The following is a 14,008-nucleotide window of genomic DNA, read 5'->3' on the forward strand; positions in this document are numbered from 1 at the left end:
TGTATAACGTTTAAAACCAGCGTCACTTTGTTTGAGTAGCTTATCTATGTTTGGCATGGTTCCTAAAAAGTTATGAGTGTTTCAGTTATTGTAAAATTCTCTGCTACTTTTGCAAGAGGTCTATTAAACACTGACATATCATGAGGCTGTTTGCAGCGCTCGCCGCCAACAATGATTCGAAAATCTTTATTTTCTAACGGTTGACTAACGGCAGATTGTAAAAACCATTCTTTACCATGCGTATATAGGTTGTCAAGCGTCCCAAAGGCGTTGGTGTCACTGACGTTTTTGGCCCGTTGATACACCAAAGCACGTTGCTGGCGAGCAAATGGTACCTGCGCCTTGTCATCTTCTAAAAAGTACTGGCGAATTTCAGGACGAAAATCCTCAAGTACATAACGAATGTGACCAGCAACGGGATAATTTTTTAAAATGGCATGCTTTGACTGTAGCAAATCATAAACGCCAAGTGCAACGCCAATACCACCCAAAAAGACTAGCCATCCATTCATCAATAATAGGCCTGACAAGCATAGCAAGATTGCAGCAGCAAATGTGCTATAACGCAAAAGTAAGCTGACCAGATAAGGAGAATCGTGTTTTGGCTTTGGGTTTAGATTGGTACGAGATTGGGGCATAGCAATACTCAACAATGATACGAAAATAATAAGAATGCGGCGATAAAAAAATCAAGCATCCATAACAAAATAACCATGTCATAAACATGGTTATTAAGAATAGATTAAATGCTTAAATTTATCGCGTACATCATACACATATGATATCACTGCGACGGTTTAATTGGGTAACAGAGTGCTAATTTTGCGCTCAAAATAACAGTTTTTAGACGTAATCGGCTCTGATTGATTATTTCAAATGATTTTCTGCTGATGATTTGGCGCCGAAGATAAGGAAAAGGCACTCAATGGCAATAACGAAAAGCATTAAAAATAAGATTGAAACCGACTGTCAGTGTCTGGTACTAAGGTCTAAATAGTGCCTTGTGAGTTGTGACGGGTGCAGGGCATGAATGGTAAAAAAAGCGTCTGCCCGCAACGCGTAGCAGCCACTACAGTATGTTTTCAACCCCCTGCTGTGGCGGTTTGGGGTCTGACACTCGCCCAGTCGGTTCCAAAGGGGCAGTCTATCCGTTTATTATCGAATAGTATTGTTAAATAAATAAAACGGACAGAAAATTCTCATATCAATGGTTTAAAAATACTTATTCTACAAGGTCAATTTGCCAGTTATTGGCTTGAATGACGATATTAATTTTGCGCAGCTTCATCGCGATGTCGTCGGCTTGTTTTTGTAAACCGGCAACCGAAACCATAATATGCCATTTAATCTCGCGAGGGCTATAACGGTCAACCTCGGTATCAGTGGCTTCAATGGCCTCAATCAATAACTTATGACGCATCTCTAAGGTATCACGTTCGATCAATAGTGTCAGCATCGATTGACCTTCATTGGTCTGAGCGACAGCGTTAGTTCGGTGAATACGTTCAATCAAAGCCGATAATTCAGTAATGACTTGACTGGCTTCAATCATCAATGCGTTTGGGTCTTCGTTTGGCGCGTCGCCTTCTTGGACTTTGACATTGCTACGAATACGCCCTTTAATTTGAGCGAGCTTTTTTTGCATATCGCTACGGATGAGGAGGGCTTCGGCAAGTTTCATGGTTGACTCCAATACTTTGATTATTATTGATATTTGCTTTAAAGTTTAGCGTTTCTCATTCTTTAACACAAACCACTTGCCAAAATTATATAGCACTTCCACCCAATCATTTTGTGCTCTCATCGCATTACCAATACCTTTATACACCGCTAAAAAATAAATAAATCCACTCAACTTTTCTAAACCCCACTACCAACCCTTTCAGCCAACGCCTGCAATTTCGGCACAATCATCGCTGCATATTCTTCCGCTTGCCAATTGGCACTCGGCACACTGGCATTGAGCGAATATGCATACTGCCCAGTTGCGATATCAAAGACGCCAACGGCAACTGCCAATATATCGGTAGAAAACTCCCCATCTGATACCGTATAGCCGTATTTTACATAGTGCTCTGTCGCCTCGCTTAACGCAGATTGCGCGCGGTCATACTCTTCTTTTGGTAAATGCGCTTGTAGATTATTACGAATCATGGCCTGTCTTGTGGGCGAGTTTACGGCATAAAAAGCGCGTCCAATGGCAGTGCGTGCGACAGGCACGGCTGAGCCGACTTGCAAATTGACCGACAGGCGAGCAGGGCTACGACAGCAAGCGTGATAGCGCATTTCGCCTTCGACTTCGGTGGCCAGATTCACCGATACTTCATTGCTACTGGCAAACTGCCGTAGCAGCGGCTCGGCGGTCGCCACCATATCGTGACGACTCCATGCCGTTGCACTCAGGCGCACGGCACTACTGCCTAGCTCATACTGTCCGTGCTCTGTCGTGCGCAAAAACCCAAGGGTGAGAAGCGTATGGATCAGGCGAGTCACCGTGGCTTTTGGTAGATGAGTCATCTGACAAAGCTGCTGATGGCTCAGCTGCTCGTGCTGCTCAAATGTGGCCAGTAGTATCAGCCCGCGGCCAAGCGCGGTGACAAATTGACGGTCATTGTCGTCTTTGCTTTGGGTGAGAGCGTTACTCATACGCGTCAGTAAAGAGGGGGCAGCTGTTAAAGAATTAGACATTTTTGCCTCATTTTTTTGATAAAGGTTTACAGCATGACAAAATTTTGCTTAAATAGTTTGTATTATGAAACTAATTTTCGCACAGCGGAATTGAAAAGTCAATAATTGGTTGAGTCCGGTTATCAGCGTTATTACCATCCATTTATTATTACTCATCGATCAGGAAGATCGATATCAAGGAGACCCACATGGCAACATCTACGCGTCCAAGTTTTGATTGGCAAGATCCGTTTTTATTGCGTGACCAGCTCACTGACGAAGAACGTATGGTGACAGACAGTGCGCGTCAGTTTTTTCAAAAAGAGCTGATGCCAAATATCATCGACGCCAACCGCAATGAGCATTTTGACCGCAACATCATGCGCCAGATGGGCGAGATGGGGCTGTTGGGTGTCACCATCGAAGGCTATGGCTGTGCAGGTCTGTCGAGCGTCGCTTATGGTTTGATTGCCAAGGAAGTAGAGGCGGTGGACTCAGGCTACCGCTCGGCGATGAGCGTACAGTCAAGCCTTGTTATGCATCCTATCCATGCGTATGGCACAGAGGAGCAAAGAGAGAAGTATCTACCAAAACTGGCAACGGGCGAGTATGTCGGCTGCTTTGGTTTGACCGAGCCGGATTCAGGCTCAGACCCTGCGTCTATGTCGACGCGAGCGCGTGCGGTTGAGGGCGGCTATGAGCTGACAGGCAATAAAATGTGGATCACCAACAGTCCCATCGCCGATGTGTTTGTCGTTTGGGCAAAAGACGATGCAGGCGACATTCGTGGCTTTATCTTAGACAAAGGCATGAAAGGCTTATCAGCACCAAAAATCGAAGGCAAGTTCTCACTACGTGCTTCAGTGACAGGCGAGATTGTCATGGATAAGGTGTTTGTCCCTGAAGCCAATGCTTTCCCAGATATCCGCGGACTCAAAGGGCCTTTCGGCTGTTTAAACAAAGCCCGTTATGGTATCGCGTGGGGCTCGATGGGCGCAGCTGAGTTTTGCTGGCAAGCGGCGCGTCAGTACACGCTAGATCGTAAGCAGTTTGGCCGTCCACTGGCTGCAACGCAGTTGGTGCAGCTCAAACTTGCCAATATGCAAACAGAGATCGCCCTTGGCTTGCAAGCGGCACTGCGCGTTGGCCGTTTGATGGATGAAGACAACGCTGCCCCTGAGATGATTTCACTGATCAAGCGCAATAACTGCGGTAAAGCGCTAGACATCGCTCGTGTGGCACGTGACATGCATGGCGGCAATGGTATCTCTGATGAGTTCCATATCATTCGCCACGTCATGAACCTAGAGGCGGTCAACACCTACGAAGGCACGCACGATATCCATGCCTTAATCTTGGGGCGTGCGCAAACAGGCTTGCAAGCGTTTTATTAATCAGTACCGCTGATCTTATGTATGTTACTGCTTGGCCTAGTGCTTGCTGAGCAGTGGCGTACATTTTTTAGTTGCGATGCGTCATTTGTTTATCTGGAGCGATAGGTCATGAGATGACGCATCACAATTGTATGTATATAAAAAATAGCGTATACGCGCACACCAAATGATAAGGGATGATTATGACTGAGATGGCAAAAGGGGCATTGCACGGTATCAAGGTGCTCGATTTATCAAGAGTATTGGCAGGTCCTTCTTGTACGCAGGTACTTGCGGATTTGGGTGCTGAGGTCATCAAGGTCGAGCGTCCCAATGTCGGTGATGAGACACGGCACTGGGCACCGCCTAAGTTCAGCGACGGCACATCAGCCTACTACGCCACCATCAATCGTAATAAAAAATCCCTAACGGTCGATATCACCACCGCTGCGGGTCAAACCATCATCAAGCAGTTGGCTGCTGACAGCGATATCGTCGTCGAAAACTTTAAGGTAGGCGGTCTAAAAAAGTACGGCTTAGATTATGACAGTCTCAAGCAGGGTAATCCGCGCTTGATTTATGCATCCTTGACAGGGTTTGGGCAGACAGGGCCTGATGCCAAGCGTCCGGGTTATGACTATATCATTCAAGGGCTATCAGGGCTGATGAGCATCACAGGGCCAAGTGATGGCGAGCCGCACAAAGTCGGGGTGGCGGTGGTGGATCTGTTTGCAGGACTGCAGCTGACCATTGGTATCCAAGCGGCACTACTGGCGCGTCAGCGTACCGGTTTTGGTCAGCATGTCGATGTGGCCCTGTTAGACAGCGCCTTAGCCATGCTGGCAAACGTCGGCATGAATCATTTGGCGTCGAACCAAATACCACCAAGGCTCGGCAACCAGCACCCCAATATCGTCCCCTATCAAGTGTTTGCGGGGGCAGGCGATGCACACTTTATCTTGGCATGTGGTAACGACAGTCAGTTTGCCAAGCTCTGCGCGCTACTCGGTGTGGATTGGCATACAGATAGCCGCTATATGACCAACCCTGCCCGTGTGACGCACCGTGACGAGCTATGTGAGGCGCTGGCCGAGAAGTTTGCACAGCAGCCGCGCGCATATTGGTTGGTGGCTTTGGAGCAGGCAGGCATTCCTTGCGGGGCGATCCATAATATCAGCGAAGCTCTAGCCATGCCGCAAGCGCTGGCTCGCGAAATGGTGGTCGATTTTAGCGAGCAAGGCAGTCCTGTGCGCGCGCTTGGTAGCCCGATCAAGCTGTCGGCGTCGCCGGTCAGTTATCGTACGCCGCCGCCGCGCCTGAGCGAACATACCGATAGTACGCTTGCAGAGTTGGGCTATGACAGCGAGATGATCGCCAAACTAAAAGCTGATGGGATTGTTTAAGCTAGCCCCTTCTTTTAATTAAGAACAGAAGCAAGTAATTATGGAAGCAACTAAGTAGCTACTATGCTGAATGCTTCGCTATAAAGCCCAAACGCTGCTCAATTTGTTCGGCCAGCTCAATCAGCACGGCACTGACGTCAGCGCGCTTGGACTCGTACTCTGCTTGCAAAAAACTAACCGCCATGCCAGCGATAGCATGACCTGAGGCGTTACGGATATAGGTACCAAGACAATACATGCCCTCACGCAGTTGCCCATCATCAAGTGAGATACGGCTGTCTTTGATGGCGGACAGCTCGGTCGACAAATCAGTAAAGTTATCGACGCCATGCGGCGTGATAGGTTTAGGAAAGCCGCTGGCATAGATGGATTGAATGCTGTCCATCGACAAGGTAGAGAGCATGGCTTTGCCTGTGGCCGAAAACACTGCAGGCACGCGAACACCCGCGCGAAAAGTAAAACCAAGTGGCGCAGGCGCTTCATGACAAGCCAAAAACACCACTTCTCCCAAATCAAGCTTAGACAACGTCACGGTATGCTGCAAAAGGATGGGGTACTGGACAATAAGGTCTTTAAATAATTGAACGACGCCTTGCTGCTGCTCATATTTACCCGCCCAGTACATCAGATATGAGCCTAAATGAAAGCGGTTGTCGCTGTCTTTATAAATGACGTGCTTGGCCAGCAAGCTTTGCAGGATATTGTGAGTGGAGCTGCGCGGTAGATCCAGCGCCTTAGCAATATGAGCAGCCGTCAGTGGTTGGCTGCTATCGGTGATCAAATCTAGTATTTGAAAGGTTTTGTCCAAGGCAGGGACGGCGGCTGTGCTCATAAGTAACCTATAAAAGTCAGTAAAATGAAGGTGATAAAAAAATAACGCCATAAATTATCACGAAAATGATAATAGGGGTTGCAAATGGTTGGGCATCGTTCTTATAATGATGTCTCATATATAGAATGATTGTTCAGTATATTGAACAATAAATCAGTTATCAATCATTATTTATATAGACTCTTTTTATATAGATCATATAAATCCTGTTATCGACCGTTATTTATGTACCGCGATAGAGTCGTAGTGTTTTCTACACTCTATTACTGACAAGGAGCGTCACAATGTCACAACAGCCACATACGTTACCACTCTCCAACCCAGATTTGCTCAAACAGCAGTGCTTGATTAAAGACGGCTGGCATGTCGCAAGCAGCGAAGAGACGCTGGATGTGAGCAATCCGTTTAATGGCGAGCTTATCGGTACGGTACCAAGCTTGACCACTGAAGATGTCAACGATGCCGTGGTCGCCTCTCACGACGCCCAAATCGCTTGGGCTGCCAAAACCGCACAAGAGCGTGCCACCCTACTACAAAAGTGGGCTGACCTGATCGATGCCAATAAAGAAGATTTGGCCATCATCATGACCGCAGAGCAAGGCAAGCCCTTGACTGAGTCACGCGGCGAGGTGGGTTATGCCAACAGCTTTATCCGCTGGTTTGCCGAAGAAGGCAAACGCGTCTACGGCGATGTCATCCCTGCCAACCAAGCAAAATTGCGCCATGTCATCCTAAAGCAGCCCGTCGGCGTCTGCGCCGCCATCACCCCTTGGAACTTTCCAGCGGCGATGATTACCCGCAAAGCGGCACCGGCGCTCGCAGCAGGTTGCACCATGATCATCAAGCCTGCAACCGAAACGCCATTTTCGGCGCTAGCCCTTGGCGCATTGGCCGAGCAAGCAGGTATCCCAGCAGGCGTTATCCAAGTGGTCACGGGCAAATCCTCCACCATCGGCGATATTCTCACCAGTGATGCACGCATTCATAAGCTATCGTTTACTGGCTCTACGGAAGTGGGCCGTACCTTGATGGCACAGTGCGCGCCAACCATCAAAAAACTGTCGCTCGAGCTGGGTGGTAATGCCCCATTTATCGTTTTTGATGATGCTGATTTAGAAGCCGCCGCTGATGGCTTAATCGCCTCTAAATATCGCAACGCCGGTCAAACCTGTGTCTGTGCCAACCGCGTCTATGTACAAGAGAGCATCAAAGACAAGTTTCTTGACGTGTTTGTCAAAAAAGTCGCTGAGCTCAACGTCGGCAACGGTATGGACGAAGGCGTGGATATCGGCCCGTTGATCAACAAAAAAGCTTTGGAGAAAGTGCAAGCGCTGCTAAAAGACGCTTTAGACAAAGGCGCGACGCTTATCACTGGCGGCAGCACCAACGGTGCTTCAGAGCTGACTTACAACCCAACCGTCATCACTGATATCAGCGCTGAGATGGATATCGCCTCTGAAGAGATCTTTGGCCCCATCGCCACCATCTTTACCTTTGACGACGAAGCAGATGTCATCCGTCAAGCAAATGACACCATCTACGGCTTGGCCGCTTATTTTTATAGTGGCAGCTATGCGCGCTCATGGCGTGTCACAGAAGGGCTGGAGTACGGCATTATCGGTCATAATACCGGCCTTATCTCCACAGAGGTTGCTCCATTTGGCGGTGTCAAACAATCAGGTTTTGGCCGCGAAGGCTCAAAATACGGCATCGAAGAGTATGTAGTGACCAAGTACTGGTGCTCTGATGTCAGTGACTAATCGCACCTAGCATACGCTGCTTTTTATTTAACCATTTAATTTTAATGCGGCATCGTCGCAGCTCAAGGGACTCAGACGCTCGTCAGAGTGATGCGTCCCATCTATTGTTTGTACTGATCCCATAAACCGCCATGACGCAACTGGCACCTACGCAAAAAAGAAAGAAAAAGGACCTTCTTATGACAATCACCAATCAATCATTACTCGAGCGCCGTAAAGCTATTCTACCAACTGGACTTGGTGTGGCCTTTCCTGTGTTTGCAGAAAAAGCCAAAAACTCAGAAGTTTGGGATGTAGAAGGCAATCGCTATATCGACTTTATCGGCGGTATCTCTGTACTTAACACCGGCCACAGCCACCCCAAAATCACCCAGCGCGTCCATGAGCAGCTAGACAAGTTTACCCATACTGCCGCGCAAATCATGAACTACGAGTGCTATGTCGATCTGGCCGAAAAGCTCTGCGAAAAAGCGCCCATCAGCGGTGACAAAAAAGCCTTGTTTTTGACCACTGGCGCAGAGGCGGTCGAAAACTGCGTCAAGATTGCTCGTGCCAAAACTGGGCGTCCAGGTATTATCTCTTTTGTCGGTGGCTGGCATGGCCGCACCTCCATGTGCATGAGCTTGACAGGTAAAGTACTACCATACAAAAAGAACTTCGGTCCGATGCCGGGCCCTGTGTTTCATGCTTTATTTCCAGCAGAAGAGCTGAACGTCACCGAAGCCCAAGCCCTGCATAGCCTTGAGATGATTTTTCAAGCAGACATCGACCCTAGCGAAGTGGCGGCGATGATCATCGAGCCGGTACAAGGCGAGGGCGGTTTTCACCAAGTGACGCCGTCATTTGCCAAAGCGCTGCGCGAGATTTGTGATGAGCATGGCATCGTTCTTATCTTTGATGAAGTGCAGTGCGGTTTTGCTCGTACAGGCACCTTGTTTGCTGGTGAGCAATTGGGCGTTGAGCCAGATCTTATGACCAGTGCCAAGAGTTTGGCAGGTGGTTATCCTATCTCTGCGGTCATCGGCCGTGCTGATATCATGGATGCGCCGCAAGTTGGCGGTTTGGGCGGCACATACTCTGGCAACCCGCTTGCCTGTGTGGCCGCTTTGGCCGTGATGGAAGTCATCGAAGAAGAAAACCTACTGGCGCGTAGTGTGGAGATTGGCGATAAAATCGCCACTTTCTTAAAAGGCTTAAATTTAAGTACTATCGGTCATATCCGCTACAAAGGCGCGATGTTGGCATTTGAATTGATCGATAGTGATGGTAAGCCGGATGCCGCAGCAACTGCTGACCTAAAAGCCAAAGCCTTTGAGCAAGGCTTGCTGCTTGCCTCTTGCGGTATGTACGGCAATGCCATCCGTGTGATGGTGCCGCTGACAGTCGAAGATGAAGTACTCCAAGAAGGCCTAGATATCATCAAAAATATCTTAACCGCCTAGTTTATGTTTTTAACTCAATCGGTGGTCATCTACCTTGGCTTACGATTGAATCCTGTATGGTGTGATGTACCCTTGTCAATCAAGCGGTGTTCTTGGTTGGCAGGGTTAGGTTTATACAGCAAGATTGCCCATGATGGCACTCGCTTTGAGTACATTTTTTCTAACGGCGTCTTGCAAGTCAAGACGCCGTTGCTGTTTTTGTCGTTTGCCTATTAAGCAAGATACAAACGACGGCATGGACAAAAAGGGATATATGATAATTATGAAGGGTACTATCCCGCTAAACAAAAGATAGTGTAACCATCAAAGGTTCACACGGATGACACACAGACAAGGAGTAGGTTATGTCTGAATTAAAAAAATCGTTAGGGACGCTAGATATTATTGCCTTAGCATTCGGTGCTATGGTTGGCTGGGGCTGGGTAGTCTTGGCTGGCGGTTGGATTTTGTCTGCAGGAACGTGGGGCGCAATGCTGGCGTTTTTGATAGGCGGTTTGGCCGTGATACTAATCGGTGTGACGTATGCTGAGCTGGCCGCTTCTATGCCGATTACAGGCGGCGAGCATACTTATACGCATCGAGCACTGGGGGTAAATGTCTCCTTTATCTGCTCATGGAGCATTTTATTTGGGTATTTTTCGGTGGTGGCGTTTGAAGCGGTCGCCCTGCCAACGGTGGTCGAGTATTTTATTCCCAATTACAACCAAGGCTATCTTTGGACCATCGCCGGCTGGGATGTCTATGCCACCTGGGTAGGCGTTGGGATGCTGGGTTCGATTATTGTCACTTGGCTAAATATTCGTGGTATGGAAGTCAGTGCATGGTTCCAAAAAACAGCGGTACTGGGTATTTTATTTGTCGGTACGCTACTGTTTATCGGTGCGGTACTGTTTAATCCTGAAAATGCAAACTCTGTACAAGCCCCCGCCTTTATCGCTGGTATCGGCGGTATTATGGCCGTCATCGTGATGGTGCCCTTTATGTTTGTTGGGTTTGATGTCATCCCGCAGGCAGCAGAAGAGATTGACCTGACGCGTCCCAATATTGGTAAGTTTTTGATTGTCTCTATCATTGTGGCGGTGTTGTGGTATGTGGGTATTGCGTGGAGTGTGGGCACCACTTTACCGCTGATACAAGCAGAGAATTCAACGCTTGCGACCGCAGATGCGATGACCAATGCTTGGCAGGGCAAGTGGGCTGGTATCTTATTGGTTATCGGCGGTGTACTGGGTATTTTATCCAGCTGGAATGCCTTTTTGATTGGTGGCAGCCGTCTACTTTATGCCATGTCAAAAGCACATATGTTGCCAGCGTTTTTGGGCAAGCTGCATCCTAAATATAACACACCCGCCAATGCGATCTTATTAATCGGAGGTCTTGCGACGCTTGCGCCATTATTTGGTCGCAAGATGCTGGTATGGATCGTCGATGCAGGCGGTTTTGGGATTGTCATCGCTTATAGCTGTGTGGCGATCTCCTTTTTGGTGCTGCGTTACCGCGAGCCTGATATGGTACGTCCATTTAAGATACCGGCAGGTAAGCTGGTCGGTATGGTGACGATTGCGCTGAGCATTGGTCTGTTGATGCTATATATGCCAGGCATGCCATCAGCACTGACCGCAGTTGAGTGGTGGATCTTCCTTGGCTGGACGGTGCTGGGCATTGTGTTATATAGCTATGCACGTATTAAATACCCTGGTATCAGTGAGTCGATCATGGCAGAAGAGTTGCGTCAATTAAAGATCGTCAACCAACTGTGGCTCAAGGACAACCCGCCTAAACGCTAAGATCGGTGAAGAGAGCTGCTCTGAAAATAGAAAGAAAGCTTAAAAACAGAGGGCTTCTCATTGCCCAAAACAGCAGCCTGACAGTTCATGTTAGGCTGCTATTTTGTCATTGGGCGTAGCCAAGGTGCATTAAGACTTGTCACGAATCAGCTTATGGTTTAAAAACTCAGTGATACCCAGCGTGCCAAGCTCGCGGCCAAACCCTGAGCGTTTGACCCCGCCAAATGGCGTATTTGCCTCGCTACCAGAAGGGGCGTTGATGGTCACCATACCGACGTCTAGCTTGTCGGCGATATCAGCAGCCAAGTCAACATCTTGCGTCTGAATAGAAGCGCCAAGACCAAATGGCACGTCGTTGGCGATCTGGATAGCATGCTCGATATCACGCGCCTTATAGACGACGGCCACAGGACCAAACAACTCCTCAAGGTAGACATCCATCGACTCATCGACATCAGTCAGAACGGCAGGCGCAAACCATGCGCCGGGTTTGTCTTTGATCATCCCGCCCTCGACCAGTACCGTGGCGCCGGCTTTGATGGCGCTGTCTAACTGTGCTTGTAAGTTGGTCGCGGCGGCTTTTGAGGACATTGGGCCGATAAAGGTGCGCTCATCAAGGGGGTCTGCCAGTGTCATGTCGCGGACGGCATTGGTAAAGCCCTCAACGAACTTGTCATAGACCGACTCGATGATGATCAGACGCTTGGCTGCATTACAGGCTTGTCCGGTATTGCCAAACCGCCCTGAGATTGCCCCTTTGACGGCTTGCTCGATATCGGCATCGGCCGCGACGATAAACGCATCTGAGCCGCCAAGCTCTAAGACGACTTTTTTGAGCGCGCCGCCAGCTATTTTGGCGACTGCTTGGCCTGCGCGCTCAGAGCCTGTCAGCGAGACGCCTTGTACGCGCTCGTCTTCAATAATAGTGGCGGCTTGCTCGTTGGTGGCAAACACATTGTTGTAGACGCCCTTAGGCAAGCCTGCGTCCTTTAGAATATCGACGATGGCTTCTGCGGTTTTGGGGCACTGCGGCGCGTGCTTTAGGATAATGGTGTTGCCCGCCATGAGATTTGGCGCGGCAAATCGTGCGACCTGATAATGAGGGTAGTTCCACGGCATAATGCCAAGTAACGCCCCGACAGGGTGCTTCTCGACGGAGGCGCGACCGCTATCAACTTTGAGGGTACTTGGCGCAAGTAGCTGCTCGGCATTATCGGCATAGTAGCGATAAATCTCAGCCACCAAGCCAATCTCGCCTTTGGCCTGCGCTACGGGTTTGCCCATCTCTGTGGCGACGATGCGCGCCAGCGTATCTTGGCGCTCAAGATATAGATCAGCGACCTTGTGCAATAAAGCGCTGCGCTCGTCAAATGACGCTTGACGCCAGTCTTGATAAGCGCTATCGGCTTGCTCAATGGCGTTTTGGATGTCTTGCTCAGAGGCGGCCGGATAAGTGGCTTCTACTTCGCCCGTGGCTGGGTTATTTACTTGATAGTCGCTCATATATATTCCTTAGTTAGCGTTAAAATCCGTTTAGGTTTTTTGCCTAGTCGCTTAAGTTTATCTGTTTAAGCAAGGCATTTGGGTTGCTGCTGGGTAATACAGTGGATATTACCACCACCATAGACAATCTCTTTGGTACGTACGCCTACTACCTGATGCTGTGGAAAGATTTTTTCAAGCTGAGTAATGGCCAAGCTGTCATGGACATCATCATATTGCGGCGCGATAATGGCATCATTGCAGATCAAAAAATTGGCATACGAGGCGATACAGACATCGCCTGCATGGCGCGCTTTGGCATCGTCAAATTGCTCAATCTCATAGTCATCGGGTAGGGTGACAGGTACTTTGGTGCAGCACAGCTGATGTACCGTCAAGCGTCGGCCTTTGGCATCCGTCATCGTAGATAGCTGCTGATTGGCTTTCTGGGTCGCCTCATAAAAGGGGTGCTCAGGGTCGTCGGTGTATAGACAAACCACCTCACCGGGACGGGCAAAGCACGCGATATCATCGATATGGCCGGTGGTCTCGTCGGGGTCGATACCGTCATCGAGCCACAGCACCTTTTGTACATTCAGATATGCTTTTAGCTGGTCTTCGATTTGCCGCTCGCTGAGCTGCGGATTGCGTCCAGCGCTCAGCAAGCACATACGAGTCGTCAAGAGAGTGCCTTCACCATCGACATGAAACGCGCCGCCCTCCATCACAAATCCCTCAGTACGATAGCGCTGGATATCTAGATACTCGCACAGGCGTGCGGCCAGTTTGTCATCGTCCTCCCAAGGTGAGTATAGACCGTCATAGTCACCGCCCCAAGCATTAAAGGTCCAATCACAAGCGCGCAGCTCACCTTTATCGTTGAGCAAAAACGTCGGCACGATATCACGCGCCCATGCGTCGTTGCTGGGCATAGCGATAACCTCGATATCGGCGGGTAAGCGTGCGCGGCAGGCGAGATAGTCAGTAGGACTGACCAATACGCCGACGTCACAAAACTTACGAATCGCCCGCGCGACATCGGCATACGCGGCCTTCGCCGGAGCCGCGTTTTGCCGCCAGTTATCGGCCCTGTATGGCCAGATTATCCAGACTTTTTGTATCGGCGCAAACTCTGCTGGCATAAAAAAGCCGTCTTGCTGCGGCACAGAGTCTGTGATTAGTAAATTGGAAGGTAATGACATATAAACGTACCTCGGGTTCAGGCAAATCAGTTTGCAATCTTATGACAGTCTTATGAGTCA

The 14,008-nt window shown here is 49.2% G+C and carries 11 protein-coding genes; 5 read left to right on the plus strand and 6 right to left on the minus strand.

Features of this window, described 5'->3' with window-relative positions:
- Positions 1-62: 62 nt before the first annotated feature.
- The 3 genes from JMX98_RS10975 to JMX98_RS10985 form a co-directional block, all read right to left on the minus strand.
- Positions 63-638 carry a hypothetical protein gene (locus JMX98_RS10975; RefSeq protein WP_265089372.1) on the minus strand — a complete coding sequence of 192 codons (576 nt, stop codon included), beginning with the start codon at positions 636-638 and terminating at the stop codon, positions 63-65.
- 584 nt (positions 639-1,222) lie between these two features.
- A complete protein-coding gene (locus JMX98_RS10980) occupies positions 1,223-1,681 on the minus strand; it encodes a DIP1984 family protein (protein ID WP_102076625.1) in 459 nt (152 codons plus the stop codon).
- A gap of 179 nt (positions 1,682-1,860) precedes the next feature.
- On the minus strand, positions 1,861-2,688 hold the full coding sequence (locus JMX98_RS10985) for an IclR family transcriptional regulator (RefSeq protein ID WP_201586631.1): 828 nt from the start codon (positions 2,686-2,688) through the stop codon (positions 1,861-1,863).
- 188 nt (positions 2,689-2,876) lie between these two features.
- On the opposite strand from JMX98_RS10985, the gene JMX98_RS10990 reads away from it, so the two are divergent.
- The gene (locus JMX98_RS10990) at positions 2,877-4,061 is read left to right on the plus strand and encodes an acyl-CoA dehydrogenase (protein ID WP_075101114.1); all 1,185 of its coding nucleotides are present in this window, start codon (positions 2,877-2,879) and stop codon (positions 4,059-4,061) included.
- A 182-nt stretch (positions 4,062-4,243) separates the two neighbouring features.
- Positions 4,244-5,443: a CaiB/BaiF CoA transferase family protein gene (locus tag JMX98_RS10995; protein ID WP_413786553.1), complete on the plus strand. Its 1,200-nt coding sequence runs from the start codon at positions 4,244-4,246 to the stop codon at positions 5,441-5,443.
- A 61-nt stretch (positions 5,444-5,504) separates the two neighbouring features.
- On the opposite strand, the gene JMX98_RS11000 is transcribed toward JMX98_RS10995, so the two are convergent.
- Positions 5,505-6,275 (minus strand): IclR family transcriptional regulator, encoded by a 771-nt coding sequence (locus tag JMX98_RS11000; RefSeq protein ID WP_201586633.1) that lies wholly within the window; start codon positions 6,273-6,275, stop codon positions 5,505-5,507.
- A gap of 284 nt (positions 6,276-6,559) precedes the next feature.
- On the opposite strand from JMX98_RS11000, the gene JMX98_RS11005 reads away from it, so the two are divergent.
- From JMX98_RS11005 to JMX98_RS11015, 3 genes are all read left to right on the plus strand, one after another.
- Complete coding sequence (locus JMX98_RS11005; protein ID WP_201586634.1) at positions 6,560-8,035, plus strand: NAD-dependent succinate-semialdehyde dehydrogenase; 1,476 nt, start codon at positions 6,560-6,562, stop codon at positions 8,033-8,035.
- A 179-nt stretch (positions 8,036-8,214) separates the two neighbouring features.
- Positions 8,215-9,477 carry a 4-aminobutyrate--2-oxoglutarate transaminase gene (gene gabT, locus JMX98_RS11010; RefSeq protein WP_192992973.1) on the plus strand — a complete coding sequence of 421 codons (1,263 nt, stop codon included), beginning with the start codon at positions 8,215-8,217 and terminating at the stop codon, positions 9,475-9,477.
- Positions 9,478-9,821: 344 nt separating this feature from the next.
- Positions 9,822-11,264 (plus strand): APC family permease, encoded by a 1,443-nt coding sequence (locus JMX98_RS11015; RefSeq protein ID WP_201586635.1) that lies wholly within the window; start codon positions 9,822-9,824, stop codon positions 11,262-11,264.
- Positions 11,265-11,393: 129 nt separating this feature from the next.
- Here JMX98_RS11015 and JMX98_RS11020 read toward each other — a convergent pair whose 3' ends face one another.
- Both JMX98_RS11020 and aguA read right to left on the minus strand, forming a co-directional pair.
- Positions 11,394-12,767 carry an NAD-dependent succinate-semialdehyde dehydrogenase gene (locus tag JMX98_RS11020; RefSeq protein ID WP_201586636.1) on the minus strand — a complete coding sequence of 458 codons (1,374 nt, stop codon included), beginning with the start codon at positions 12,765-12,767 and terminating at the stop codon, positions 11,394-11,396.
- A 65-nt stretch (positions 12,768-12,832) separates the two neighbouring features.
- Entirely contained in the window at positions 12,833-13,948 is a 1,116-nt protein-coding gene (aguA, locus tag JMX98_RS11025) for an agmatine deiminase (protein ID WP_201586642.1), read from the minus strand.
- Positions 13,949-14,008 lie beyond the last annotated feature (60 nt).

The organism is Psychrobacter sp. HII-4 (genome assembly GCF_904846595.1).
Lineage (GTDB): Bacteria > Pseudomonadota > Gammaproteobacteria > Pseudomonadales > Moraxellaceae > Psychrobacter > Psychrobacter celer.

Excerpts from the sequence above, each read along its gene's own strand:
- JMX98_RS11020 (WP_201586636.1), bottom strand. The coding sequence starts at position 12,767 with ATGAGCGACTATCAAGTAAATAACCCAGCCACGGGCGAAGTAGAAGCC.
- JMX98_RS10990 (WP_075101114.1), top strand. The coding sequence starts at position 2,877 with ATGGCAACATCTACGCGTCCAAGTTTTGATTGGCAAGATCCGTTTTTA.
- JMX98_RS11000 (WP_201586633.1), bottom strand. The coding sequence starts at position 6,275 with ATGAGCACAGCCGCCGTCCCTGCCTTGGACAAAACCTTTCAAATACTA.
- JMX98_RS10975 (WP_265089372.1), bottom strand. The coding sequence starts at position 638 with ATGCCCCAATCTCGTACCAATCTAAACCCAAAGCCAAAACACGATTCT.
- aguA (WP_201586642.1), bottom strand. The coding sequence starts at position 13,948 with ATGTCATTACCTTCCAATTTACTAATCACAGACTCTGTGCCGCAGCAA.
- JMX98_RS10995 (WP_413786553.1), top strand. The coding sequence starts at position 4,244 with ATGACTGAGATGGCAAAAGGGGCATTGCACGGTATCAAGGTGCTCGAT.
- JMX98_RS11015 (WP_201586635.1), top strand. The coding sequence starts at position 9,822 with ATGTCTGAATTAAAAAAATCGTTAGGGACGCTAGATATTATTGCCTTA.
- JMX98_RS10980 (WP_102076625.1), bottom strand. The coding sequence starts at position 1,681 with ATGAAACTTGCCGAAGCCCTCCTCATCCGTAGCGATATGCAAAAAAAG.
- JMX98_RS11005 (WP_201586634.1), top strand. The coding sequence starts at position 6,560 with ATGTCACAACAGCCACATACGTTACCACTCTCCAACCCAGATTTGCTC.
- gabT (WP_192992973.1), top strand. The coding sequence starts at position 8,215 with ATGACAATCACCAATCAATCATTACTCGAGCGCCGTAAAGCTATTCTA.
- JMX98_RS10985 (WP_201586631.1), bottom strand. The coding sequence starts at position 2,688 with ATGTCTAATTCTTTAACAGCTGCCCCCTCTTTACTGACGCGTATGAGT.